Origin of the sequence: Pseudoalteromonas sp. McH1-7 (genome assembly GCF_013366255.1) — a bacterium.
Taxonomy (GTDB): Bacteria; Pseudomonadota; Gammaproteobacteria; order Enterobacterales; family Alteromonadaceae; genus Pseudoalteromonas; species Pseudoalteromonas peptidolytica.
This window is the reverse complement of record NZ_JABWPQ010000013.1, coordinates 21,308-44,957: the sequence shown is the minus strand read 5'-3', so window position 1 is coordinate 44,957 and position 23,650 is coordinate 21,308. Positions and strand designations below refer to the sequence as shown.

The window sequence follows — 23,650 nt, the reverse complement described above, 5'->3', positions numbered from 1 at the left end:
ACATATTTGCACCGATGCAGGGAGTTTGACTAACTAGCCCAAACTTACCCACCTTCGGCTCTTCATTTTAGCTTTGATGGTGATTTTCCGTACCATTTCATACAAACTTTATTGAGCGCACTTTGTTCTGTAAAACCGAGCGCATCGACAATATCGAGTAATCTCGTGTTGCCGATGAGCTGTTCAAATCGAAGCTTTCGCTCTTCATCGAGTAGGACTCTAAAGCTAGTGTGTTGTATTTGTAGCTTACGCTGCATCGAACGCACACTCATGTTTAATGCTTTAGCAATACTTGCTTGGTTGACTCCAGCAAGTGAGTGCTTTGCTGCCAGTAAATTAGCAACGCGGGTCTTTAAATCATCATTATCACAAAACGCTGAGACGCTTTTAGCAAGCACTTGCTCAATATGTTCGTGCATTAGGCTGTCGACGGTAGCGACTGGCATGGCAAGAAAATCTAACGGAAACCACAGTGCATTTTCAGGGCAGTTTTGTAAAACGGAGCAGCCAAACCAAGTTTGTAAACGCTGTAATTCTCGGTCACACACGCTAAAGCTAAGATGGAGTTGATTAGGCGATAAAGTTGAACGCAAAAGCTGCCGTGCAGCGCTCACCCAAGCGGTCATATTACGCAAAATGGTTTGCTTACCCAGCGGGGTTTTTGGTTGCCAAGTTAACTTGGCATTGTCGCTATCACTTGTGAATACAGCGAGGCCAATATCGGCAACAATGGCATCGTAATGCAATAAAGAGGTAATCGCTTGCTGTAAGTCTTTACTGGTTTCGACCAAGTAACCTAGCGCTCCATAGTCATGCAACTGAATGGCTTTACCCAGTTCAAAACCAATCAAGGGATCGCCGCTCAGCTCCAGCCCTACCTCAAGCAGTCGCTCATATTCAACAAGTGGTACACGTTCAGGCCGTGACGCTACTAGCTCTGCAAGCTCACCTAGCAGTCTCTTGTTATCAGTAAAATGGTCATGAATATGTACCCACGCACTATAAAAATATACAAACGAAGTTGAGTGCATTGCAGTTCCTTTTGTCGTATTTGGACAAATTTTTGGCGCAGTTTGGCAGGATTGTCAATGACTATCCCGTTACGCTAGTGCATAAAGTACCAAAGCTTTGGCTAAAGAAGGAGCTGTATATGATTGATGTATCGCTAATTTTACTGGCACTCAGTCCCGCCTTTTTACTTTGTGTTGCTTGGGAGTACATCAAGCACCACGAATATTATGATTGGCGAGATTCAATGCTCAATGCCCTACTTGCCTTGCTCCATCAAGGCAGCGACGCGCTAGCTTTGCTTGTATTGATGCCACTCTTTTACTGGCTCCATCAATTTGCTTTGTTCACAATCGAACTCAATCTCTTTACTTTGCTTTTTGGTTTTATCTTGCAAGATTTTTTGTATTACTGGTTTCACCGGGCATCACACTGTATTCATTGGCTTTGGAGCGCACACGTAGTGCATCATAGCTCTAATAAAATGAACTTTACCACCGCATTTCGCCAAAGCTTGCTTTACCCAATTGTCGGTATGTGGCTATTCTGGCTGCCTATGATACTCCTTGGATTTACCCCTACCTTGGTATTTGCCATCGTCGCAATTAACTTAGCTTTTCAATTTTTTGTTCATACACAAACAGTTAATCGATTAGGGATGGTAGAGCGGATTTTTAATACGCCTTCCCACCACAGAGTTCATCATGCCAGTAATCCCGATTATATAGATAAAAACTTTGCCGGGGTGCTCATCATTTGGGATAAGCTTTTTGGCACCTTTGTTGAGGAGCGTATAGACATAACAATTTGCTATGGAATAAGAGGTGCGGCACCAAAGCAAACCCCTGTAGACGTAAACTTTGCTCAGTGGCGTCATATGTTCCACCGCTTTTCACAAGCAAACACCTTAAAGGGCAAATGGTTGGCGTTATTTGGTTATCCAACCCATTTACCCGACAAACCTAAGAGTACAGCTTCAGTCAAGCCCTAGCGCATTACTTATATCGCTCGGCCTTTTCTACAAGCGCTTGGCAGTACACTCTTAGTTTATCGCGCAGCACTCTCACGCTTGGGTTGATCATTTGCTTTGACGGGCAGATCAACCACAGCGGCTTACATTCAACGCGGTAGTCATTTAATATACTTTGCACCACACCTTGTTCTAGTTGGTCTGCTACATCTATCGCGGAGCGCAATGAAATACCCGCTCCTTGCGCACACCAGCGCTTTACCACATCCGCATCATTACTGGTTCTACGCCCTTTAAGCACCACTTTGTAAGTTTGTTCATTTTTCGTCAGTTTCCACGTATCAAACTTACTGCCTCTGATCAAAAAGAATAGCCCTTGATGCTCGCTTAAGTCTTCATGGCTCTTTGGTGTGCCTTGTTTTTCTAAGTATTCCGTAGAGGCACAAAGCAGCAATGGCACATCGCAAATTTTAAAGCCGTAGAAGCTACTGTCTTCAGGCGCGCCATAGCGCAGCGCGATATCAACACCGTCACGATAAAAGTCGAGATTGTGATCATTAAGAATAAGCTTCAGGGCAAGTTTGGGGTACTCGTCAAGTAATTCGTCTAGCCAAGGTAGGAGAATATTACGGCCAAAATCTGACGGTGCGGTTAACCTTAGCTCACCGTCAATTTCGTTGTCGTTATCAAGCACCTGTTTTTTGCCACTATCCAAAAGCGCAAGTGCCTGCTCGCAAATTGGCAAGTAAGTTTCACCTTGCTTTGATAGCCTTAAGCTACGCGTAGAGCGCACAAAAAGTTGAAAGCCAAGGTGCTTTTCCACTCGCTTTATCGCGGCGCTCGCTGTGGCAACCTGCATATCTAACTGCGCAGCCGCCGCACTAATATTGCCAAGCTGAGCCGTTTTCATCACGACGATTAAATCTTGTGTATTCATTTTCAAAAAATTTTTGAAACTATTTAACTCATTATCATCTTTTTATTGATTATGTAAATCCATATTATGTCTTTAAAGCAATTTTAGGAGTCTGATATGTACACGTTACGCGATGCAATTAACAATCGTTATTCCACAAAAGCCTTTGATCCTAATAAAAAAATTAGTGATTCAGATATTGACCTACTCAAGCAGGCGCTAAGACTAAGCCCGTCTAGTACCAACGTTCAGCCATGGCATTTCGTCATCGCAAGTACTGAGGCTGGCAAAACCCAAGTGGCTAAAAGCACACAAGATAGTTATAAGTTTAATGAAGCAAAAGTACTTAACGCATCACATGTTGTTGTATTTGCTGCAAAACAAAATATAGATGATACGCATTTAGATAAAGTGCTTGCCAAAGAAAGTGCCGATGGTCGATTTGAAAAAGGCTCTGAAATCGAGGCACAAATGAATGATGGCCGCCGTTATTTTGTCGGCTTAAACCAAACCAGCAATGAAGCAATCAAAGCTTGGACGGGTAAACAAGTTTACTTAAATCTTGGACAGTTCTTGCTCGGTGCGGCGTCACTTGGCATTGACTCGGTTCCCATTGAAGGTTTTGATGTTGAAATCTTAGGTAAAGAGTTAGGATTAACTGAACAAGGTTTTGATCCCCTTGCCATTGTCGCACTGGGCTACCGTGACGAAACTGATTTTAATGCTAAATTACCTAAATCACGCCTCGCAATCGAAGACATCATTACCGAAATCTAGGCGACTGAGAGTTAAGCTTTTTTAAATATAAATGTTTGTACTCACTGTTTAAATTCAACTTGCCTACTGGCCAGTAGGCAAGTTGCTCAATCTCAAAATAGAGTATAAATCTGAGTTTATTAAGTGAGGATTTGCTAGGCTGCTTACTAAGCTAAACTCAATAACTTTCAAAAGTCTCGTTCATTGCGCAATCAGTGTTTGTAACACTTCGCTCTAATCATTGTAAACCAACGTAAATAAAACAATAAATTTACAAAAAAGTCTTCTCTTTATTCGATTAAAATTTATCCATACTTTTCAATAACATTACATACTCATGAAATTATTAGTAATTTATCTCTTCTCTCAAACATAAAAATAAGTTTCCAAGTGACACTTGAAACTTTGAATATATTATTGTTAATTAAAAGTGAAGATAAATTTGAAGTTCTTCAAAAAATAATGACAACAAGTAAACTCAGTCCTTAATTGCTTGTGAGGATCAAGGCTCTGAGAAAACCTCAACAGGAAGAAATAATGAAACTACTATCACGCACAGTATCGGCTGGGTTACTCGCCACAGCTATCAGCGCATCACTACATGCTAATGCAATGAACGAAAACCTCTTAGTCAATGTCGATGTTGATACAAAGAAAAATGGCGACGTTATCGCCACGCTAAACATCACCAACCAAGGCAAAGATAATCAAAAAATCCTAAGCTGGTATACTGATCTCGACGAAGAACATATATTTAAAATTACCAGAGATGGAAAAGAAGTAGATTTCTTTGGCCCTCACTATAAACGCCATGCGCCCACAGAAGAAGACTTCATCAAATTAAAATCAGGTGAAACGCTATCAAAATCATTTGAATTGTCAGGACTTTATGACCTCAGTAAGCCTGGAAATTATGAGATCAGCTATGATGTTGAGTCTTTCGATCTGTTTGGCAGAAATGACAAGCTGCGTATGGAAAGCCGTATGATGCAGCATCAATCTAGCGTTACTAGCTCAGTAGCAGAGCTAAGCTCCAATGCGGTTAACTTATGGCTTGAAGGTGTTCCGTTAAGCAAAGGCAATATTCAGGCTGCTGCAAAGCCGGGCGCTGCAGCAGACTGTACTGATGGTACGTGTTTCACGGGCCGTTGTAGCAATAGCGAAAAAAACAGCATTTTATCGGCATTGGACGCGGCGGATCAAATCACAAATAACTCTGTCGCTTATTTAAATAGTCACTCAGCAAACAATCCATCGACTCGTTACAATACTTGGTTTGGATCAGCAACCAGTAGCCGTTATGCGACGGTAAAAGCAAACTTTAACGCCATTAACGATGCAATTGATAACCAAGACCTTACGTTTGACTGTAGCTGTAATCAATCGTACTTTGCTTACGTATATCCAAATCAACCGTACAAGATATATCTATGTCGTGCATTTTGGAATGCAAATGAGCTTGGTACAGACTCACGCGCTGGAACAATTGTGCATGAGCTAAGCCACTTTAATGTGGTCGCCGGTACTGACGATATTGTGTATGGACAGTCTGGAGCGAAAAGCCTTGCGATTTCTAACCCAAGCCAAGCTATCCAAAATGCTGATAGCCACGAATATTTCGCGGAAAATACGCCATATCAAAACTAATGCTGTTTATATAACATAAGGTTAAGTAAATTTTTTGAAGTGGAGAAAGTACTTTGGTCATACTAACTGAGCAGTGTTATCAAGCTTACAAGGTAGTTCTCCCTTCAAATTGTTGTCTATTTAACCTGCACCCGGGGTAAGAAGTGAGTTAATCAACTAAATTACCTAAGCTCAAAAGTATAACCAACGGTGTTCCCCACCAACCGAGTATCGACAATGAGTGCCCACTCAACGTCGATACTATTCACATACATTTCAGCCGACATAAAGTATACTGAGCAAATTCTTCCATTATGTTAGGGTATTACATGACTTGGATTATCGCTTCACTGAGTGTTGTTATCTTGGTAGCTACGTTATTACCTTTGGCCAAGCACCCGCATTGGAGTGTCAGAGCAATGGAGTTTCCTAGACTCCAGCTCGTCACAATGACTGCCGTAGCACTGATGTTGTGCATTGCCTTTTTCAAGTTAAGTCTGCTTAGCGTGATCACTATGTTTGTGCTCACCGCGTGCTTATGCTTTCAACTTTGGTGGATCTTGCCTTATACGCCCCTTTGGCCAGTAGAGGTAAAACATGCAACATCAAATACTCAAACAATGAGTATACTCACCGCCAACGTGCTACAAACCAACCGCCAATTTAGCCTGTTGCTCAGCTAAGTTCGAGCACATCAGCCTGATATACTCATAACACTAGAAAGTGACGAGATATGGCAACAACACCTCGACTCACTGTTAGATATACTGCCCTACTCTGTAAAGTGCCCGCAGTCTAATTTATATGGTATGCATGTATATTCACGCCACCCGCTTGAGGACGCTACCTGTGAGTATATTGTTGAAGAAGATGTACCCTCGATACATGCAAAAATCAAACTCCCATCCAATACCATCATACAAGCTCACTTTTTACATCCAGCTCCTCCTAGCCCAACAGAGAATAAAACCGCCATAGAGCGTGATGCTGAGTTAGTCATTGTGGCTAAACGCATAGCGAAACACGCTTTACCGACCATAGTAACCGGAGACTTGAACGATGTTGCATGGTCTCCAACCACTAGGCTTTTTCGTAAAATCAGTGGACTATTAGACCCTAGGGTTGGTCGTGGTATGTTTAACACCTTTCACGCAGATTACCCGTTTGCTAGATGGCCATTAGATCATCTGTTTTCAAGTCATCACTTCACTGTTGTTGATATAAAGCGGCTGGCAAATATCGACTCTGATCACTTTGCACTGTATGCTGAACTTGCCTATCAGCCTGTAGAAAATGAAAATACCACGGGCCTCGATCTACAACGCAAAGATATAAATCGCAGCGAAGAAATCCTTGCTAGGGCAAAAGCAAAACCAAATATCAAGTATTAACCCAGAGACCATAAAGACAGGCAAAGAGAAAGGCAAATCAGCTTGGTAGTTCACTCACCACCAAGCTGAGAGTAAAAATTAGGCTGCTGTTAGCGACTCAACCCACGCGTTAACATCCTCTTCAACTAAGCGCAGCGGCCTTGCACCTTTTAGTAAGATCACATCATGAAATGCTTTAATATCAAACTTCTCTCCCAGTTGCTGCTTAGCATGCTCTCTCAGTTCAACCAGTTTGAGCATACCTAGCTTATAACCAAGCGCTTGCCCGGGCCACGCAATATAACGATCGATAGCCGATACCACATCACTCATTGCCGTACCTGTTGCATCAGCAAAATAGGTGATCGCTTGGTCGCGTGTCCACTTTTTGTAATGCAACCCAGTATCAACAACAAGTCGAGCTGCACGGTAGGCCTCAGCTTGCAGACGACCTAAGTCACCAAATGGATCGTCTTTATACATGCCCATCTCATAAGCCAGCAACTCAGAATATAATGCCCATCCTTCGATATAGCCGTTAAATGACGCATTTTGACGCATCAAACCAATTTCGGTTTGCAACATATTCAGGGCAATTTGAAAATGATGACCAGGAACTGCTTCATGATACGTCAAGGTTTTCATGCCAAAGCTTGGTACTGCCTTCATATCTTTTAGGTTGATTGAAAATACCCCTGGGCGACTTCCATCAAGCGATGGTCCATTGTAGTAACCACCGGGCGCACCTGCTTCCACAGCCTGTGGTATGCGTTTGACTTCAACTGGTTGCGGTGGAATAGTAGAAAAATAATCTGGTGCTTTTTGTAAAATAGTCGCTATTTCACCACGCAAGAACGATAATAACGCTTCACGACCCTCGTCAGAGTCCGCATATAAAAATCTCGATTCTTCATTGAGCTGCTTCATCCGTTCGCCAACAGATCCCTGTGAATAGCCATTTTGCTTAAGGATTTCGTCCATACGCTTTGAAATACGCTCCACCTCAGCAAGACCAATTTGGTGGATCTCTTCGGCGCCCATATCAGAATCCGCTAAGTAGGTGATCTCATGCTGGTAGAAAGCTTCGCCATTTGGCTGAGCCCAAATACCAACCTTTTCAGGCGCTTTACTCTCTAGAGCGTGCATAATAGCAGACACATTTTTAAACTCGGGATAAAGCTTTTGCTCAACAATTTGTATCGCCTGTGCAACATATTCAGCGGCGGCTTTATCTGTAATATCATTGATATTTGCAAGTTTTTCTTTAAACGATGTAACCAAAGGATGCGCTGCACCATGTGGCGCCGTGAAGTTATCTAAATAACCTAGCGTGTTTGGAAACAATACTTTTGGTAAAATTACGCCTTTATTGGCGTCCGCTGTTACCTTACTTGCCACTTGCTTCGTCACTTCAACAAAGGCATTCAGGCGAGCAAGATAGTCTTTGGCATCTTGCTCACTCTCTATTCCATGTTGGTCTTTTAGCACATTAGGAATATCGAGTAAGGGGCCTGACAACTGGTTCACAATATATGGCAGGTGCCCACCCCACGTATCAATATAACCGGCTGAGAACCCCTTATCTCCGGCGTAATAACGCGCAATCACTTCATTGACTTTCACATGTAATAAGTCATCTGAGTTACTGATTGCCGGTTGTATTGCCGCTAGACGCTGCGCCGCTGCATTCATGTCGACTTGCAGTGCCTGCATACCCACGACAGAGTAGTCAGGTAGCTTTGTTTGATAATCACCGTATTCACTGTTCGGTAGTTTTAATGATGTTGCCAATGCCGGCTGGTGGTTAATAAATTGTCTCGTATATTGTTCAACAACTTTATCTATCTCTGTTCTGGACATACTAGATTGGCTGACTCCAACCTCAGAATGCTTTTGTGTAACCGGCTTATCTTGAGCGCATCCACTTAGCCCAAGCGCCACAGCAAAGGCCACCAAGCTCATTTTCTTCATTATTACGCCGCTCCGTTAATTTTGTTGTTTGAGCAAAAACATTACCAGCCTCTAAGACACTGGTATGAAAGCAAAACGGCGTGAAGTTAACCCAACAAAACAGTTCATTATGTTGGTTCAACCATCACCCGTGCAGATATTTATATTTAGTACCAATTAACCTGAGCTTTGGCTAAAGAATAAATGGGTCTGTCGTGTCCAACAACTACACACTCCCTAATACAAAGCATATTTGCATACTAACAGCCTGTGTTATCCTAAGCTCAAGTTACCTCGATACAATTAACATATTTGCACTTCGGTTACAGCTATATAGGCTCAATTAAACAAAATAATACCAATTATCTTAATTTAAGTGGTCTATTTTGAAGCGAGAAAATCTTGTCGATAACTCCGCTACCGCGTCCTGCTATCGCTAAGGTACCTACCTCTATATAGATAAGGCAAAAATTTTGCTATTTAGTTGTTCTAAATAAGAAATTTTTAACGTTGTTAAGTGTCAGATTTACTCCTTCAAATTGAGCAAGTATTAAGTCTAATTGGTATAAAGATGGGGCTCAAGCACCCCGCATCTCAGGTACTTAAAGGCAAAACACCTTGTCGATAACATCGCTCCTGTCCCTTATTGCAGCTAAGGCACCTACATCAAGGTGAACAAATACTACACTTGGAATGACTTATACTTCAAGCAATCCCACTTTTGACGTTACGCCTGCTTTTTCACAATTTACATCAGTTATAACACCTAGCACTCTTTTCGAAGATTTATCGAAGATAAAGCATGGATGCTCGTTCTTCTCTAACCGTAAGCTAATGGTTATACTCAAACTTTTAGGTAACGCCTGAGCAATTACATCCTTTGAGGCCTCAGTAAAGAGTACATTTTCCGACGTAAATTGATAAAACTGTAGAAATGACAATGCACAGTGCTCACCTTGCTTGAGATCTTGCCGGTATTCGTATTGATAAAGCTTACTGCCGCAACCTGGACCAAAATAGTTGGTCGTCAACGCAGAAAAGTTGTAATCCCTCTGTGGTGGGTTAAAACCTCGTGCTTTCCCTCGCTTGAGGGTCGGGTGCCAGATCTGAGCATAGACACCAAAAAATGGCTGCTGCTGTTCATAAAGTACATATAAATCATCGTTATCTAACAGTCCTCTTGGGTGGTGCGTGTACTTATTACCACCTGCAACTTGCGCCGCTAAAAACTGTTTATTTTGTGAGAGCCTGTAAAGCATTTCTGCCAGCAACCTTAGCGTGCCTTCATCTATACAATCAGGCCCCGTATACAAACTAGAGACACAATTAATAAAATCATCAAAGCTAATTGCCCCATGACTATAAAAGTTATCAAATTGGCGTGCCATATATCTTCCTTGTTATTGCTGTTTTAGTCAGACAAGCACAAAGCAAGTCAGCTAAAATTCGTGTTCTTAGAGCAGCAACCTGCAAGTATCCAATCGCAAGCTGCGCCGTTTTCTTATACCAATTTGCTCAATTAACCTGACCTGCGGCTAATTAAATAGCCTATTTTTAGGCAAGCACATCTTATCGGTAACTCCGCCTCCTACTATCGCCACGTTCCTATATCCATGAAGGTAATATAGAAGCTTTTAATACCATTAGCGTCATATTTGCCACTTCAGATTAAGCCAATATTTAAACAAATTGATATGAGTCCTCAATTAAAGCTAATGCAGACTGAGTATAACGCAATAAATTAATTACAATTTTGACCGCAGGCGAATAAAGACTATTAATGAGATGAATAAAACGGGGAGATTTAGAGTATACACGTTATACACAACGCAAGCCGGTCATGAGTATATGTCATAAATACGTTAGATAAATTTATGCCTTCATAACAACCCAGAAAAGGAACTAGTCCATTACTATACTAACTCTACCTTTTTCATTGTTTTAAGTTTTACTAATCAATAAAATAAAATAAATCAAGGCGCAAGTTTATTGAGATTTAGATTCTGAAATAACCTTATCTTGCGCAAAGATCTCAACCTCAGTTTCGTGGGAAGAGATACTATGCGCATCCGTTGTTAACGTCAGAATAATAAATAGCACGGTCATCACAGCAAACGCAGTATTGACTGTTTTACCAAAAAAGCGTGTTTTGAGCATCACGATTTCTCCTAAAATTATCATTATTAAGCTTAGTCGAAATCGTGAGTAAAAAGGTTTAATTCAAACAAAAATAATGTACGAAAGAATTATCAAGGTGTATGAGTTTACCCTGAGCAAACGTGAGTTAATCGGCTTTGGCATTTCGATAAGCCTGCGTACCCCATAATGGCACTGTCGACAGGCTGTGCTTAAAGCTGCCTGAGGTTTCCTTTGTGGTGTAAGCCAAATACATCAAGGTTTGATTTTTCGCGTCAAAAATTCTTCTTACTTTCATTGATTTAAAAAACACACTTTTTGACTTTTTAAATACCACTTCGCCAGAGTCACTCTTGTCTATATTCGCCAGCATTGCAGGTGTTATTTCGCTCGTTTGACGACAAGAGATAGAGCTATCACTTGGGTCTGAAAAACTCAGGTCATCTTCAACACTCGCTACATGACAAGTCACGCCTGTAACAACAGGGTCAACCATAGAGTCCAGCTTTATATCTTTAAGCGTAAACAGACCGAGTGATACATCTCCAACTTCACTGTCAGAGCAACCAAGTAATGTACAAGATGCCAACAATGCAAACATCAGCTTTTTCATTATTTTTCCTTAGGGTATTTGACGTACAAAAGAAGCATACGGAGTTAATACTCTAAGCTATTTGAAAATTTTCGCAAATCGACACAACCCAAAAAGAAATAATCATTCAAATAATTGAAATAATTATTCACAATATAAGAATAAGCATGTTAGCATGCGATGCAGTTTCAGGGTGGGTAAATTACCTAAAAAATATACAAAGTATGATTAGCTAACTTACCACCAGTTGTATGAAATTCTCTCTAAGCTCGGGACAAAAATGCACTATTTGCATAGTTATCCATCTCTAAAGATTGAAATTTCGTCACGTTTAATTCTTAATTTGAGGTTTCACCATTCATGAGTAAGCTCCATCCAAGCTTAGTCGCACTAGCTGTTAGTTCGAGTTTTTTTGTTGTGAATCAATCACACGCTGAAGAGCGCAAGATTCAAGAAAAGTCAATTGAACGAATTCAAGTGACTGCCACTCGACGTGCTGGCACAGTTCAAGAAGCACCATTAAATATTACTGCTGTAGACAGCGATGTGATGAGCGACCAAAATATTGGTGACCTTGAAGATGTAGCAAGGTGGGTTCCTGGTCTTACAATGACAGAACAAGGAGGCCGTGAGGGTTCACCTATTATTGTCCGAGGTTTGAATACTAATTCATCAGAGCGAGCCTCTGACTCGGGTACCGTAGCGACTTACCTTGGCGAAATCCCGATTAATGTCGATTTGCGACTCACTGACATTGAGCGTGTTGAAGTTTTGATTGGTCCGCAAGGTACGCTTTACGGTGCAGGCACACTTGGCGGTGCAATTAGAACCATGCTAAAAGCACCTGTGCTTGATATCATTGAGGGCAAGCTCAGTGGCGACGTATTCAGTATCAACGAAAGTGACAGTAACGGTCATGAAATCGGTGCTGTATTCAATATGCCGTTAGTAATAGATGAGTTAGCTGTTCGCGCTAGCATTAACCGCTATCATAACCCCGGCTTTATGGATTATAGCTATGTGGTTAAACAACCTGGCGTTTCAAACCCAGACCCCGACTGGTCCAATGCTGAGGATGTTAAAGCGAATATCAACGCAGTGGCGGATGCAAATGACGAAACCATCACCACTACGCGTGTTTCTCTACGTTGGTTGGTGAACGAGAATATCGATACCACACTGAACTATTTCCATCAAAAACAAGAAAATGGTGCTAATTCGATTTCACAGTACCAAAGCCTTGGCGCACAGCACCCGCTTGCCGACTCTATCAAACCATACGAGTCAGCCTATCGTGTGCTTGAACCTAACGAACAAGAAGATGACCTACTTAGCCTTGAAATCAACGCCGATTTGGAGTTTGCAGATTTAGTTTCGGCATCCGGTTGGTCAAGCAAAGAACAGCAAGGCCAACGAGATCAAACCGATCTCCTTTATGATATTTGGCCAGGCTACGCGGACTTTCCTAGTTTTACCGCTTTGACTAAAGACACTACAGATCAAGACACGTTTACCCAAGAGATCCGTTTAGTCTCTAAAGGGGATGACGCCCTAAATTGGATTGCAGGGGTATATTACAGCAAACAGGAAATTAGCTCAGATGATAGAGAGTACACGCCGGGGCTCACGGAGTTTTGGGGCGACGAAATCAACAATATTGAGCAAGATCTTGAGTATATCGCTCTGACTAATGCCACCAGCAAAGAGTCAGCATTGTTTGGCGAAGTTGGCTACGCATTTTCAGAGGATTTTAATATCACTGTGGGCGCGCGTTTCTATCGCTATGACGTTAACACTAAATCAGCGGCTGAAACCCCGCTCTATTCTGGTGGTCTGCCAAGTCTTGAGCAAATTTCGTTTGAACAAGTCAGTGCCAAAGACAATGGTAGCTTGTTTAAGTTTAATGCCAATTACACTTGGCAAGACGGACTACTGACGTACTTTACTGTCAGTGAAGGGTTTAGGTTAGGCGGTGGTAACGGTTTGGAGTCGTGCCCAGAAACATTGCCTGAGCAACAGATCATCTGTGCACTGCCGCATGAACTTAGCTATAGACCAGACACCACCACTAACTATGAGCTGGGGTTAAAGTCTACATGGCTGAATAATAAGCTGCATTTTAATGCCGCATTATTCAGTGTTGATTGGGAAGATGCACAGATCTCATCTGTGACGGTAAACGGCCAAGAAATCATAACTTCCAATGCAGGCTCTGCGAACTCGACTGGTATCGAGTTATCAACCCGCGCTATATTGAGCGACCATTGGACAGTTTACGCAACCTATTCTTATGCAAAAGCGCAGCTGACTGATGATGCACCAGCCCTGTTTGCGGTATTCAAAGAAGGTGACTACAGCGCTGAAGAAATCGCGCTTTACCAGCCATACTATGACGGTACAGATGGCGACCGCTTACCTGGCGCCCCAAAACAGCAGTTTTCATTCGGTTTAAGCTACGAACAGGAAGTGTTCGACGACAAAATGCTTAACGTGAATTATGGAGTAACCGCACAGAGTGACGTATACACTAAAGTCGGGTTAAAGGCTGACGGAGAGGTACTGCCAGGATTTGCCTTATCTAACCTCAGTGCCAAACTTTCAAGCGAGCAATGGGCCGTCACCTTGTATGTTGACAACTTGTTTGACAAATTTGCTTTCACCTCGGTAAGACGAGACAAATCTTGGGCTGGTGAAGCTAAATTTGCGGCATTAAACAAAGCTTTGCCTGAGCAGCAGCGAGTGTACGGGCACTATGTCACAGCACCTCGTACTATAGGCCTCAAGCTAGACTATCAGTTTGAGTTATAATCAGTAAAAACCAAGATAGAGAGTGAGGCCGACTTCACTCTCTTGTATATTGCGATGACACCATACAATCAGATCCAAAGCTACATTCAACAGCGCCAATTTCAAGCAGCGCATCACGCATTAGTCGCTCGCATCAATACCAATGCCAATGACCACCAAGCGTACGCTTTATTAGCCGAGTTGAATATGACTCTTGGCAACCTCAATAAAGCGCAAAAAATTTACGATAAGTGCTTAAGTTTATTTCCCTGTGCCCTTTATTCTCTGAGCGCTGCCAAACTTGCGCTGTTTACACAATCACCATTAGCTGCAAAGCGCTATATACAGCATTTGCTAGGCTGCACACAATTGTCGGGGTCAGAGCACGATACGCTTGCAAATATCTTACTGAGATTAAATCAATATACTGACGCTGGTTGGCATTTTAACCGTGCCTATACGCACGCACCGCACAGCCCTGAAATCGCGATAAACTATGCAATACACTTGAAAATGTCTGGTGAATTAGCTCAAGCGCGGACGCTGCTTGCCTCTTTAGTGCAAGCAAACTCAAGTAATGCAAAGTGCCAGTTAACCTACTCAGAGCTTGCTCCTGTGGAATTAGCACCGACTCGCATCACTCAATTAGCTACTGAGATAACAGCGCAAACTACACCACTTGTATTACAGCGGCTTCACCATGCACTGGCACTCGAATACGAAAAGCAAGAAAATTATCCCAAGGCATGGCAAAGCTTTATTGCCAGTAAGCAAGCGATCAGTGCTGAGATTTCCTATTCGCCTAAACAGATGACGGATTACTTTCAAGCACTTAGTAAACTTCTCGACAAACCTATTGAATTTGCACCAGAGCGGTCACTTGCACCAATATTTGTCGTTGGGCTGCCGCGCTCAGGCACCAGTCTGATGGAGCAAATTTTAGCGCAATTGCTGTTACAGCCACTGGGAGAGACCAGTATATTGCCTCAAGCACTTAGATTTTGTCATGATTATAACAGCAATATTCAACGCCTAAGCCGCGCCTATGAAGAGGCTAACGCCATTGAGCAATATCGTCTCTTTAGCGCGCAATCCGTTGATGGTGACAAACGTTTTATAGACAAACAGCCATTTCATTTTTTCTTTATCGATTTGCTTGCTAAGGCGTTTCCACGCGCAAAGTTTGTCGTGATGAAGCGAGACAGAACAGATACTTGTATCGCAAACTTCCGTCAACTCTATCAAACGAGCAGCCCCTTTCATGGCTACTCATACCGGATACAAGATATTCAAACTATGTATGATGATACTTATGCGTTTTTGCAAAAAGCCACACAAAAGCATCCGACTCAAATTAAATTGGTGAATTATGAATCGCTAGTAGAAGCGCCCCGCTTGACTATGCAATCGCTTTGTCACTTTCTCGAATTGGATTGGCAAGACAATGCACTTCACTTTTATAAGCGGGGTTATTACTCAGCAACAGCCAGCAAAATGCAGATCAGACAGCCATTAAATAACTCCAGTGTAGGCAAATATCGAAATACATACCCGATTTAGGAATATTGCTCCGTTACGGTGATGATGCTAACGTTAGGAAAAAGGAATACAAAACAATAACGACATGAAGCAACTACTCCCTACCCTTTGTTTCGCAGCGCTCGTGGCTTGTACACCGGCCGAAATAACAAAAACCGAACACGCGCTTAACCATGCCCAACAACAAAGAGACATAGAAGCACAGGCAAATGCACTTAAAACGCTCAGTGGATACGATAGCGCCACATGGCAAGCGATATACCAAGAAACACAACTGGCTTTTGCTTTGCTATTAGATGCAAAAACAGCTTATGAAAGCGCAGATATCGTTACGGCTCAAATAAAAGCGGCACAATCAAAAAGTATTAATAACTCACTACAAGCGGATAATTTACTGCGCGCATTATCTACAGATTACCCACTGACTGAATTGATCGATGTATTGGTGAAACTACACACACAAGCTAGCCAAGAAAAAATGACACTTCATGGTTTTTTTAACCAACCACCCAGTAAGTGGAACATTATTGAAGTTAATGAAAAACTCTCGCTGATCAACGCGCATATTCAAGCAATCAAAAAGCAGATTGAGGCGATCCCAGAAGACAACAGGGACAAATTAGCTTACCAAACGGTGCTGGCAGAAGCGAGAGCTCAGATTAATCTGTTGGGCAAACAGGAAAGTGTGCTGTTGCGCAACCTCCAACAACAATTGAGTAAGCGACATGCTGAGCAATTTGTACGGCTCCACCACACAGTGACAGAGCAGCTTAATAACTTTGAAGAACGAGTGGTAGCCTCGATGATCCGCCAAGATCAAAATAAGTTAATTGAGAAAATGCAGCACCAAAGCGAGCTGCTGTACAACATTGATCTCATGTTAAAGCAGACAGGCTCTGCAAGACATGCTGAGTTTGAACCTTTTTACCTTGCTTATATTCAACTGCTAAATAAGTCCAAAGATTACAGAGAGTATGCACAAAAGGGAAAAGCCGCGCTCACATTATTGAAACGCGCCGACGTTCCAAATAATTATTATCAGCAGTATAAAACGCTCGCATCAACCCCATTGACATTAAGCAATGATTTTTTGATGTTTGCGCGCTCACAACATGAGTCTAAATTTTTATATCGAAAGCATTAATGATTAACGGCTGGCTATCCACCAAGCCAACAGCACCATAGCCGTTGTAAAAACAACGGCTTTTATTTTATGCTTTTTAATTAGCTTTTCTGCCTGATCACCTGCAAAGTAAACGACCGCCGCCAAACCAAAATAGCGCAGTGAACGGGCAATACAAGTTGCAATTAGAAATTGTAAGAGTGAAAATTTAGTAGCACCTACTGCTAACATGGCAATCTGAAACGGTATTGGTGCTATGCCTAAGGTCAGCACAAACCAAAATCCCTGACTTTGCATCTGCGCTTTCACTTGCTCAAATTGAGACTGACTCGACAGCAGCTCAATAACAGAATCCCCCACTACATCAAATAAATAATAACCCAACGCATAACCAAATAGGGCACCAATCACACATCCAACTGTTGCCATTAGCGCAATTATCCACAGCTTTTCTCGCCTTGCTTGCATCAGCGGCACCATCACTGCCTCGAGGGGAATGGGCACGATAGTTGACTCTAAAAAGGATGCAACGGTGATCCCGTTAAGCATATTTTTTGATTCGACCAGTCGCTTAGTCTTTTGCTTCAATTTAGCCTTAACTGCCATTATGCGCTCCCTGTTTACGGTGGAACCTGAAACTCAGATTATGTTATGACTCCAGCTTAATCTAACGTAGATTGCCCCTGACTGAATTAACCCCCTCTTATCTTCTTAAATCCGGCTCAATGAGTTACCCTGTTCACAGCAACATAACTGAGAAGGCTTCCATGAACTATTTGGCGCACTTGTACTTTGCAAAACCCACAGGCGCATCATGCTTTGGTAATCTACTTGGCGACTTTCAAAAAGGTGTTGATGTAAAGATGCTGCCAAACGCTGTGCAGCAAGGTCTGAAAACCCACATTCAAGTCGATAAGTTCACTGATAGTCATGCAATAACCAGAGCTGCGAAACAACTTTTTTCGCCATCACGCCGTCGCTTTGCAGGGATAGCCATAGACGTATTGTATGACCATTTTTTAATTAAGTATTGGGACAGCTTTCATACAACGCCTCTACATCAATTCAAACGTAGCCGGTTCGCCTTACTCCAAGACAGTTTAGGTGCTATGCCAACCAACATGCAGCGCGTTGTAACGGCAATGACAACACATGACTGGTTTGCAACTTATGAGTCTGTTTCAGGTGTTGGTCTGGCGCTGGATAACATTGCAAGGCGCATTCGTTTTGCTAACCAATTTACAGGCAGCGAAGCTGACATAAACAAGCATTATCAAGAACTTGAAAGCGGGTTCAACACTTTCTTTCCACAGCTCATTGCACATATCAGTGATGTTCGGGGTGAACTGCACTGATAGCTAGCTATGTTCAACCCCATATATCTTTTTGCTGTTTTTTCGGCATTTTTTCGACCACAAGGTGAAATGAGTTATCCATCATCCGTTCAAGTTCTCCAGTTGGAATGGATCCATCAAGCACCACCGTGTTCCAAAGTTTTTTATTCATGTGGTAACCCGGTAACACCGCACTAAAAATATCTCGCAGCGCTTGTGCTTCATCAGGATCGCATTTGAGATTTACGCGCCAATGGCGATGCTCGTCATCTTCTTTACCCATTTTACCAAGCGCCAACGTCGCAAACATTCTGTCCTTTACTTTATACACATCAACACCTTCACCAAAAGGCTGACTTACACTGGTATAAGGCTTGGCTAGTAAGTAATCATGTACTTGTTGATGATCCATTGTGCAACTCCTGTTTAATAGAACTTGACGACTCGATATAGTTTGAACCTAATCACTCATAGTGTATATCAGTCCATGTTTGGTATCTTATCTATAATACTGTATATTTGAACACTACTGACACTCCCTGACACAGCCCCATGATTTACTGCTCTACGAACTTAATAGGAGACGTACTATGCAACAACATATCGTAGAGATCGTAAAATTTAAATTAGCTATTAGCGCAACAGATCAGGATTTAATGCGTGTTAACACTGACTTTGCTTCATGGATTGAGCAACAGCCTGGGCTGCTATATCGGTCACTCAGTAAAGATGACCAAACCGATGAATATATCGATGTATTCTATTGGCAATCATTAGCACATGCGCAAGCAGTATCTGAACAATTCCCAACCACTGAAGTATGTAAGCGACTAATGCAGTATACAAACAGTGAAAGTGTCTCCATTAGTCGAAGCCATATCGTCACTCAAACTCAATGTAGTGGATAAGCACTACATCTTTTAAAAAGGAAAATTCGTGCATAAATCCGAACGCCTCTTCCAGCTAGTGAATTTGCTCAAGGGTCGGCGATTAGCTGTAACAGCCAAATCGTTAGCCGCTCACTTTAGCGTATCGGAGCGTACGATTTATCGCGATATTCAGGACTTACAAAGTTCTGGCGTGCCAATTGAAGGGGAAGCTGGTATCGGCTATGTCATTGCCGATTACCCGCTTCCTCCTATGATGTTTAGTTATGACGAATTAACAGCACTCTTGCTTGGCAGTAAAATGGTCAGTGCTTGGACGGATCCCGAACTAAGCGCCCATGCAAAATCAGCCATTTCCAAGATAGAAGCTGTACTACCTGCGCATCTTAAGCAACAACACGAACATTCTCCCTATTTGGTATCTAGCTTTAAACATGGGCCACAACAGCAATCGTTTAGTGCCAAGCTCAGAGCGGCCATCGAAACTCAGCGATGTGTAACCCTTGACTATAAAGATGCCTTACAGCAACACTCTCAGCGCGTTATCGAGCCACTTGGATTAGTCTATTGGGGTGGTAAGTGGACACTCATCGCATTTTGTCAATTACGCAGCGACTACCGCGAGTTTCGTTTGGATCGTATCACTGCGATAAATAAAAATGAGCTGACCTATGCTGTTAGCCCTGATAAAAACCTCAACCATTATGTTGAACTAGTTAAAGCCAAATACGCCGAAGAAATTGCACAGCACCAAGGCCAAGCACCCGATAAGAGTGGTCAATAACCCTAAGCTCACTGCCCGATTCATATTTTGTTACTAATACTTGCACATCTAAAATCAACCTTTTCAAACTGTACCACGACTAATTCTGTACATCAGACTTTTCCCTTTGAGGTGCTTATGAAAACCACAAAATCAATACTCATTATTTCGGTAACACTGGCGTTGAGTGCCTGCGTTGGCTACTCCAAAGCAAATCCAACTGAGGTGCAAACACAAGGCAACTATCAGCTTATCACTTACCAAGACTGTACCCCAATAATCAAACACACCATGGACTCCGAGCAGGTTGGTGCATATAAAGCACTTAAAGCGGCAGAGCGTGATATGTCAGCTAAAGAGTTACCAATAAGAGATATTGAGGACAAGCTTGCACTGCTGAGCAAAGAAATAGAGGCCATTAGTATAGAAGCGATACGAGAAGACGACAGTCAACTTGTGATCAATAAAGCGTTATTGGCTAAACAAGAAGAAAAGGCCAAGCAGATTGAAGCAATAATTGAAAATCATAGCGACAGTTTTGATGCTATTGGTGACTATGCCGAAAAAATCGAAGCCGCAGCAAATCGTTTTGATAAGGCGCTAAAACCTATAATAGGCGACTTAACAGAGGTCAATATTAATATCATCGAACCTGGTGAAACCCCCAGTGTCCGTTGCCTCGTTTCAAGCTAAGTGAGCTGAACTAGCTGAATGGAGGAAACTATTCCTCCAACTGTATTTACATTGAAGTTAGCGGCAGATGTCCGGTTGACATTAGCTGATTTAATTTCTTTATGGACTTGCAATTTAACTTCTATGTTCTTTTGCAGTAAGTCTACACCTGCTGGACTCTTCGTTTTAAGTCGTAATCGCCATTGGAAAACAAAAACACCTTAATCATAATTTTGGTGCATATTTTGCTCTATATATTTGCTTGCAACGTGGAAGGAATCTCAATACCTCACGCAAGCAATCCTAATTGTGGTAGAGAACTACCCATTCATTTTTTACTAAGGAGTAGAGCAAAATGAAAAAACTGTTAACCACCGGCGCTTTTATTATCACCAGCGCGCTTAGCGGTTTTGCACACGCCAACGACATCAACCCGCAACTACAAGCAAAGCTAGATGAAGCTAATTACTTATATGAGTCTGGCCGCTATCGAGAAGCGTTAGATATTGTTCATTGGCTTGATGAGAAAGGAGTAGCAATTGATCATGATTTTTATCCGGTACGTTTAGGCACACTTTTGCCGCTCTGGAAAAGATTATCCTCATCATATAATCCTGCCCGAACTAGTTACAATTCAAAGTTAAAAGTCACCATTTTTGATACGATCAATAACCCTCAAAATTGCACGAGTTATGACGACACACAAGTAATGCTCGACATCAATGGCAGCTATGATGAGTTTATTACTTTATTAGAAAACAAAGAAGTTGATTACCCGAGAGTGTGGCAGCGTTGTTGGGATCAAGCTAGTACGTTAGCAGCAGTGGAACATGCTTCGAAACCGCTAATCGAGTCATACTTAGTTGACTTATCTGATCACTTTGACTCTTATTTTGTGCCGTTAATTGATGGCTTATACTTACAATGCTCAGATTATGATGGTGATGAAGAAACAGAGTGTCAAGACGGTGTCAAAGACTATCTCTTAGGTATATCATTATCATACCAAAACGCGGCTATGATCCATTATGGGCTATCAGAAGCAGGGAGTATAGGTGGGTCGACCTTAAAGCTACTTTTAAAATGGCAAAACGTAGAACTTTAACTTCATAAACTAACGTGATGGCGCGGGGGACACCCTGCGCCGCAAGCTTCACATTCCAAGCCTTCAATACGTGCTTTACACTTGATTATGGCGATAACAGCCTATTTTATGGATTGCACTACTAATACGGGACAATTTTGGCTTGTGCTTAGTGGCTTGTTTGTCACTACAAGATATTGGTTCAGCTACGAGCACGTAGTAGTTGACGATGAGTTTGCTGCCCTGCGTCTATTTGACGACACACAACCTGTAGAAGCAAAAGCATAACAGCGGTAACAACTATACTATTCAACATTCTATCGTTTAGTCATGGGAGACAAAAGGTGGCAATTTGAGGTAGTGCCGGGCGGTATATGACCAACACCCAATATCAACAATTTAATCACACATGACATACAAATGTATCGGCAAAAAACCTTATCTTAAAGCTCAGGCTGCCTTAAGGTAAGGCTCTTGGCCTTTGTGTTTTGCGCTGCGTTGATAGCTGCCTTTTCCCTTTTTGCTCTTCTCGGTTTTTGCTCTGAACAAGGGGCTGGTTACCAACGCTTTTAGTGCATTATCTTTAATTTCACCACGCTGATGAGCATGTTGAACCTTACTTTTTTTAGTCATTATCCACTCCGAATAAATGTATAAATAGAAACGAAATTAATAAGCCTACTGTGGTCTAAATAAGCACGGTAGACACTGCACGGATAATAACCTAACGCAGTTAAAGCGCAATGCTTTGACAACAAATATTTTTAGCTGCTGATAGAAAAGTATAGCAGCTAGGTTAAGTAAAAATGGTATAACCGCAGTTGTCATGCCTATACTTAACTTTAGTGCAAAAGGCCACCCAATCTATTTGTGATAATGACCAATATTAAGATAGCAACCGGGGTTGAATTACATTACCAAGACGAAGGAGAGCGATGCGCACCTGTCATCATTCTTATCATGGGTCTTGGTGCACAAATGACTGTATGGCCAGATGAGTTGTACTTTGGACTTGTAAACAAAGGGTTTCGCGTGATCCGATTTGATAACAGAGACTGCGGTTTATCAAGCCATTTAGATAGCCTAGGCTCACCTAACGTGATCAGAACAATACTCAGTAAAAAACTTCCGATCCACGCTCATATTCCCTACACCTTAGACGATATGGCGTCAGATGTAATAGGACTCATGAAAAGTTTAAAGATAAAGCGCGCACATCTAGTTGGTGCGTCCATGGGGGGAATGATTGCGCAAATAGTTGCGGCCAAACACAGAAAAAAGGTAGTGAGCTTAACGTCTATTATGTCAACTTCGGCGTATCCTCAGTTTACTTTTTCTAACCTCAAAGTGATGTTACAGCTCGCCAAGGCAAGGCCTAAACCAAACTGCCGACAATCAGCTGTACAGTATAATATCAAGCTCAACAAACTGATTGGAAGCCCCGCCTACCCACAAGATGAAATGACACTTCACCAACTCGCAAAGCAAAATATTGAGCGCGCCCATAGCCCTGAAGGGTTTAAACGCCAACTCACAGCAGTAATAGCAGGCCGTTGTCGCCAACATGCTTTATCACAAATCAAAGCGCCAACACTTGTCATCCACGGTACGGATGATCCCATTTTCCCTATCACTGCAGGGTTACAAACTGCAACGCGTATCCGAAAATCAAAACTCAAATTAGTCAATGGCATGGGGCATGATTTTCCACCAGTTTTAATGCAAAAAATAGCAAAATGGATAGCAAAGCACGCTTTCAAGGCGGAACAAAAACGGTATAAAAAGAGTTTACATAAAGTGATCTAAGGTCTCGTGTGGGTATATCAAATTATTACGACTTTTCATGAGACATACTTTTTAGCTTAATTGCGAGTCCACATGCAAAATATACTTTCACCACACCGACTACCATTTAATGAAAATTCGCACGGGACAAGAGGTCAAAATTATAAATACTAGCTATGATTAACTTGGAGTAAGTGGCCAATTCAACACACCAGTGATAAAGGGCAAGCCCCTCTTTTATTATGCCAAACACAATCAAACCAACACCGGTTAAAAATAGCAATCGACAATACCACACTGCAGTTTCTAAACCCGGACATTGTAAGTTTCGAAATGGAATAAACTTCATACT

Annotated in this window: 23 protein-coding genes and 1 pseudogene; 15 read left to right on the top strand and 9 right to left on the bottom strand. The window is 42.1% G+C overall.

Annotated elements, in window-relative coordinates; genetic code table 11:
• Positions 1-62: 62 nt before the first annotated feature.
• Positions 63-1,031 (bottom strand): AraC family transcriptional regulator, encoded by a 969-nt coding sequence (locus HUZ36_RS10850; RefSeq protein ID WP_176032847.1) that lies wholly within the window; start codon positions 1,029-1,031, stop codon positions 63-65.
• A 119-nt stretch (positions 1,032-1,150) separates the two neighbouring features.
• Between HUZ36_RS10850 and HUZ36_RS10845 the strand changes: the two genes are divergently transcribed.
• A complete protein-coding gene (locus tag HUZ36_RS10845; RefSeq protein WP_176032846.1) occupies positions 1,151-1,999 on the top strand; it encodes a sterol desaturase family protein in 849 nt (282 codons plus the stop codon).
• A 4-nt stretch (positions 2,000-2,003) separates the two neighbouring features.
• Here HUZ36_RS10845 and HUZ36_RS10840 read toward each other — a convergent pair whose 3' ends face one another.
• The gene (locus tag HUZ36_RS10840) at positions 2,004-2,915 is read right to left on the bottom strand and encodes a LysR family transcriptional regulator (RefSeq protein ID WP_176032845.1); all 912 of its coding nucleotides are present in this window, start codon (positions 2,913-2,915) and stop codon (positions 2,004-2,006) included.
• Between the two features lie 96 nt (positions 2,916-3,011).
• Here HUZ36_RS10840 and nfsB point away from each other — a divergent pair, with 96 nt between their 5' ends.
• The 4 genes and pseudogenes from nfsB to HUZ36_RS21740 all read left to right on the top strand — a co-directional run.
• On the top strand, positions 3,012-3,671 hold the full coding sequence (gene nfsB, locus HUZ36_RS10835) for an oxygen-insensitive NAD(P)H nitroreductase (RefSeq protein ID WP_176032844.1): 660 nt from the start codon (positions 3,012-3,014) through the stop codon (positions 3,669-3,671).
• Between the two features lie 516 nt (positions 3,672-4,187).
• Positions 4,188-5,297, top strand: coding sequence for a M35 family metallo-endopeptidase (locus tag HUZ36_RS10830; protein WP_176032843.1), 1,110 nt, complete (start codon positions 4,188-4,190; stop codon positions 5,295-5,297).
• Between the two features lie 308 nt (positions 5,298-5,605).
• Complete coding sequence (locus tag HUZ36_RS21745) at positions 5,606-5,959, top strand: hypothetical protein (protein WP_254879541.1); 354 nt, start codon at positions 5,606-5,608, stop codon at positions 5,957-5,959.
• Positions 5,960-5,971: 12 nt separating this feature from the next.
• Positions 5,972-6,667: pseudogene (locus tag HUZ36_RS21740) on the top strand (endonuclease/exonuclease/phosphatase family protein); the annotation flags it as partial.
• A 78-nt stretch (positions 6,668-6,745) separates the two neighbouring features.
• Here the strand turns inward: HUZ36_RS21740 and HUZ36_RS10820 are convergent.
• From HUZ36_RS10820 to HUZ36_RS10805, 4 genes are all read right to left on the bottom strand, one after another.
• Positions 6,746-8,617 carry a DUF885 domain-containing protein gene (locus tag HUZ36_RS10820; RefSeq protein ID WP_176032842.1) on the bottom strand — a complete coding sequence of 624 codons (1,872 nt, stop codon included), beginning with the start codon at positions 8,615-8,617 and terminating at the stop codon, positions 6,746-6,748.
• 677 nt (positions 8,618-9,294) lie between these two features.
• Positions 9,295-9,984 (bottom strand): transposase, encoded by a 690-nt coding sequence (locus HUZ36_RS10815; protein ID WP_176032841.1) that lies wholly within the window; start codon positions 9,982-9,984, stop codon positions 9,295-9,297.
• Positions 9,985-10,582: 598 nt separating this feature from the next.
• Positions 10,583-10,756: a hypothetical protein gene (locus HUZ36_RS10810; protein ID WP_167508252.1), complete on the bottom strand. Its 174-nt coding sequence runs from the start codon at positions 10,754-10,756 to the stop codon at positions 10,583-10,585.
• A gap of 124 nt (positions 10,757-10,880) precedes the next feature.
• The gene (locus tag HUZ36_RS10805) at positions 10,881-11,345 is read right to left on the bottom strand and encodes a CreA family protein (RefSeq protein ID WP_125254003.1); all 465 of its coding nucleotides are present in this window, start codon (positions 11,343-11,345) and stop codon (positions 10,881-10,883) included.
• A gap of 339 nt (positions 11,346-11,684) precedes the next feature.
• On the opposite strand from HUZ36_RS10805, the gene HUZ36_RS10800 reads away from it, so the two are divergent.
• The 3 genes from HUZ36_RS10800 to HUZ36_RS10790 all read left to right on the top strand — a co-directional run bounded on the left by HUZ36_RS10800 (position 11,685) and on the right by HUZ36_RS10790 (position 16,794).
• On the top strand, positions 11,685-14,132 hold the full coding sequence (locus HUZ36_RS10800; RefSeq protein WP_128732210.1) for a TonB-dependent receptor: 2,448 nt from the start codon (positions 11,685-11,687) through the stop codon (positions 14,130-14,132).
• 54 nt (positions 14,133-14,186) lie between these two features.
• Entirely contained in the window at positions 14,187-15,671 is a 1,485-nt protein-coding gene (locus HUZ36_RS10795; RefSeq protein ID WP_176032840.1) for a tetratricopeptide repeat-containing sulfotransferase family protein, read from the top strand.
• Positions 15,672-15,735: 64 nt separating this feature from the next.
• On the top strand, positions 15,736-16,794 hold the full coding sequence (locus HUZ36_RS10790; RefSeq protein WP_176032839.1) for a hypothetical protein: 1,059 nt from the start codon (positions 15,736-15,738) through the stop codon (positions 16,792-16,794).
• A gap of 3 nt (positions 16,795-16,797) precedes the next feature.
• Here HUZ36_RS10790 and HUZ36_RS10785 read toward each other — a convergent pair whose 3' ends face one another.
• Positions 16,798-17,379: a YqaA family protein gene (locus HUZ36_RS10785; RefSeq protein ID WP_176032838.1), complete on the bottom strand. Its 582-nt coding sequence runs from the start codon at positions 17,377-17,379 to the stop codon at positions 16,798-16,800.
• A 161-nt stretch (positions 17,380-17,540) separates the two neighbouring features.
• Between HUZ36_RS10785 and HUZ36_RS10780 the strand changes: the two genes are divergently transcribed.
• Positions 17,541-18,128, top strand: coding sequence for an acyl carrier protein phosphodiesterase (locus tag HUZ36_RS10780; RefSeq protein WP_176032837.1), 588 nt, complete (start codon positions 17,541-17,543; stop codon positions 18,126-18,128).
• 13 nt (positions 18,129-18,141) lie between these two features.
• Here HUZ36_RS10780 and HUZ36_RS10775 read toward each other — a convergent pair whose 3' ends face one another.
• The gene (locus tag HUZ36_RS10775) at positions 18,142-18,519 is read right to left on the bottom strand and encodes an MmcQ/YjbR family DNA-binding protein (protein WP_176032836.1); all 378 of its coding nucleotides are present in this window, start codon (positions 18,517-18,519) and stop codon (positions 18,142-18,144) included.
• Between the two features lie 178 nt (positions 18,520-18,697).
• On the opposite strand from HUZ36_RS10775, the gene HUZ36_RS10770 reads away from it, so the two are divergent.
• The 5 genes from HUZ36_RS10770 to HUZ36_RS10750 all read left to right on the top strand — a co-directional run bounded on the left by HUZ36_RS10770 (position 18,698) and on the right by HUZ36_RS10750 (position 21,801).
• Positions 18,698-19,015, top strand: a complete 318-nt coding sequence (locus HUZ36_RS10770) for a hypothetical protein (protein WP_176032835.1) — start codon at positions 18,698-18,700, stop codon at positions 19,013-19,015.
• Positions 19,016-19,043: 28 nt separating this feature from the next.
• Complete coding sequence (locus HUZ36_RS10765; RefSeq protein ID WP_176032834.1) at positions 19,044-19,778, top strand: helix-turn-helix transcriptional regulator; 735 nt, start codon at positions 19,044-19,046, stop codon at positions 19,776-19,778.
• A gap of 117 nt (positions 19,779-19,895) precedes the next feature.
• Positions 19,896-20,450, top strand: coding sequence for a hypothetical protein (locus HUZ36_RS10760; protein WP_176032833.1), 555 nt, complete (start codon positions 19,896-19,898; stop codon positions 20,448-20,450).
• Between the two features lie 334 nt (positions 20,451-20,784).
• The gene (locus tag HUZ36_RS10755; RefSeq protein ID WP_176032832.1) at positions 20,785-21,534 is read left to right on the top strand and encodes a hypothetical protein; all 750 of its coding nucleotides are present in this window, start codon (positions 20,785-20,787) and stop codon (positions 21,532-21,534) included.
• Between the two features lie 108 nt (positions 21,535-21,642).
• The gene (locus HUZ36_RS10750; protein ID WP_167508253.1) at positions 21,643-21,801 is read left to right on the top strand and encodes a hypothetical protein; all 159 of its coding nucleotides are present in this window, start codon (positions 21,643-21,645) and stop codon (positions 21,799-21,801) included.
• A gap of 162 nt (positions 21,802-21,963) precedes the next feature.
• On the opposite strand, the gene HUZ36_RS10745 is transcribed toward HUZ36_RS10750, so the two are convergent.
• The gene (locus HUZ36_RS10745) at positions 21,964-22,146 is read right to left on the bottom strand and encodes an alternative ribosome-rescue factor A (protein ID WP_176032831.1); all 183 of its coding nucleotides are present in this window, start codon (positions 22,144-22,146) and stop codon (positions 21,964-21,966) included.
• A gap of 243 nt (positions 22,147-22,389) precedes the next feature.
• Here HUZ36_RS10745 and HUZ36_RS10740 point away from each other — a divergent pair, with 243 nt between their 5' ends.
• Complete coding sequence (locus tag HUZ36_RS10740) at positions 22,390-23,319, top strand: alpha/beta fold hydrolase (protein ID WP_176032830.1); 930 nt, start codon at positions 22,390-22,392, stop codon at positions 23,317-23,319.
• Positions 23,320-23,650 lie beyond the last annotated feature (331 nt).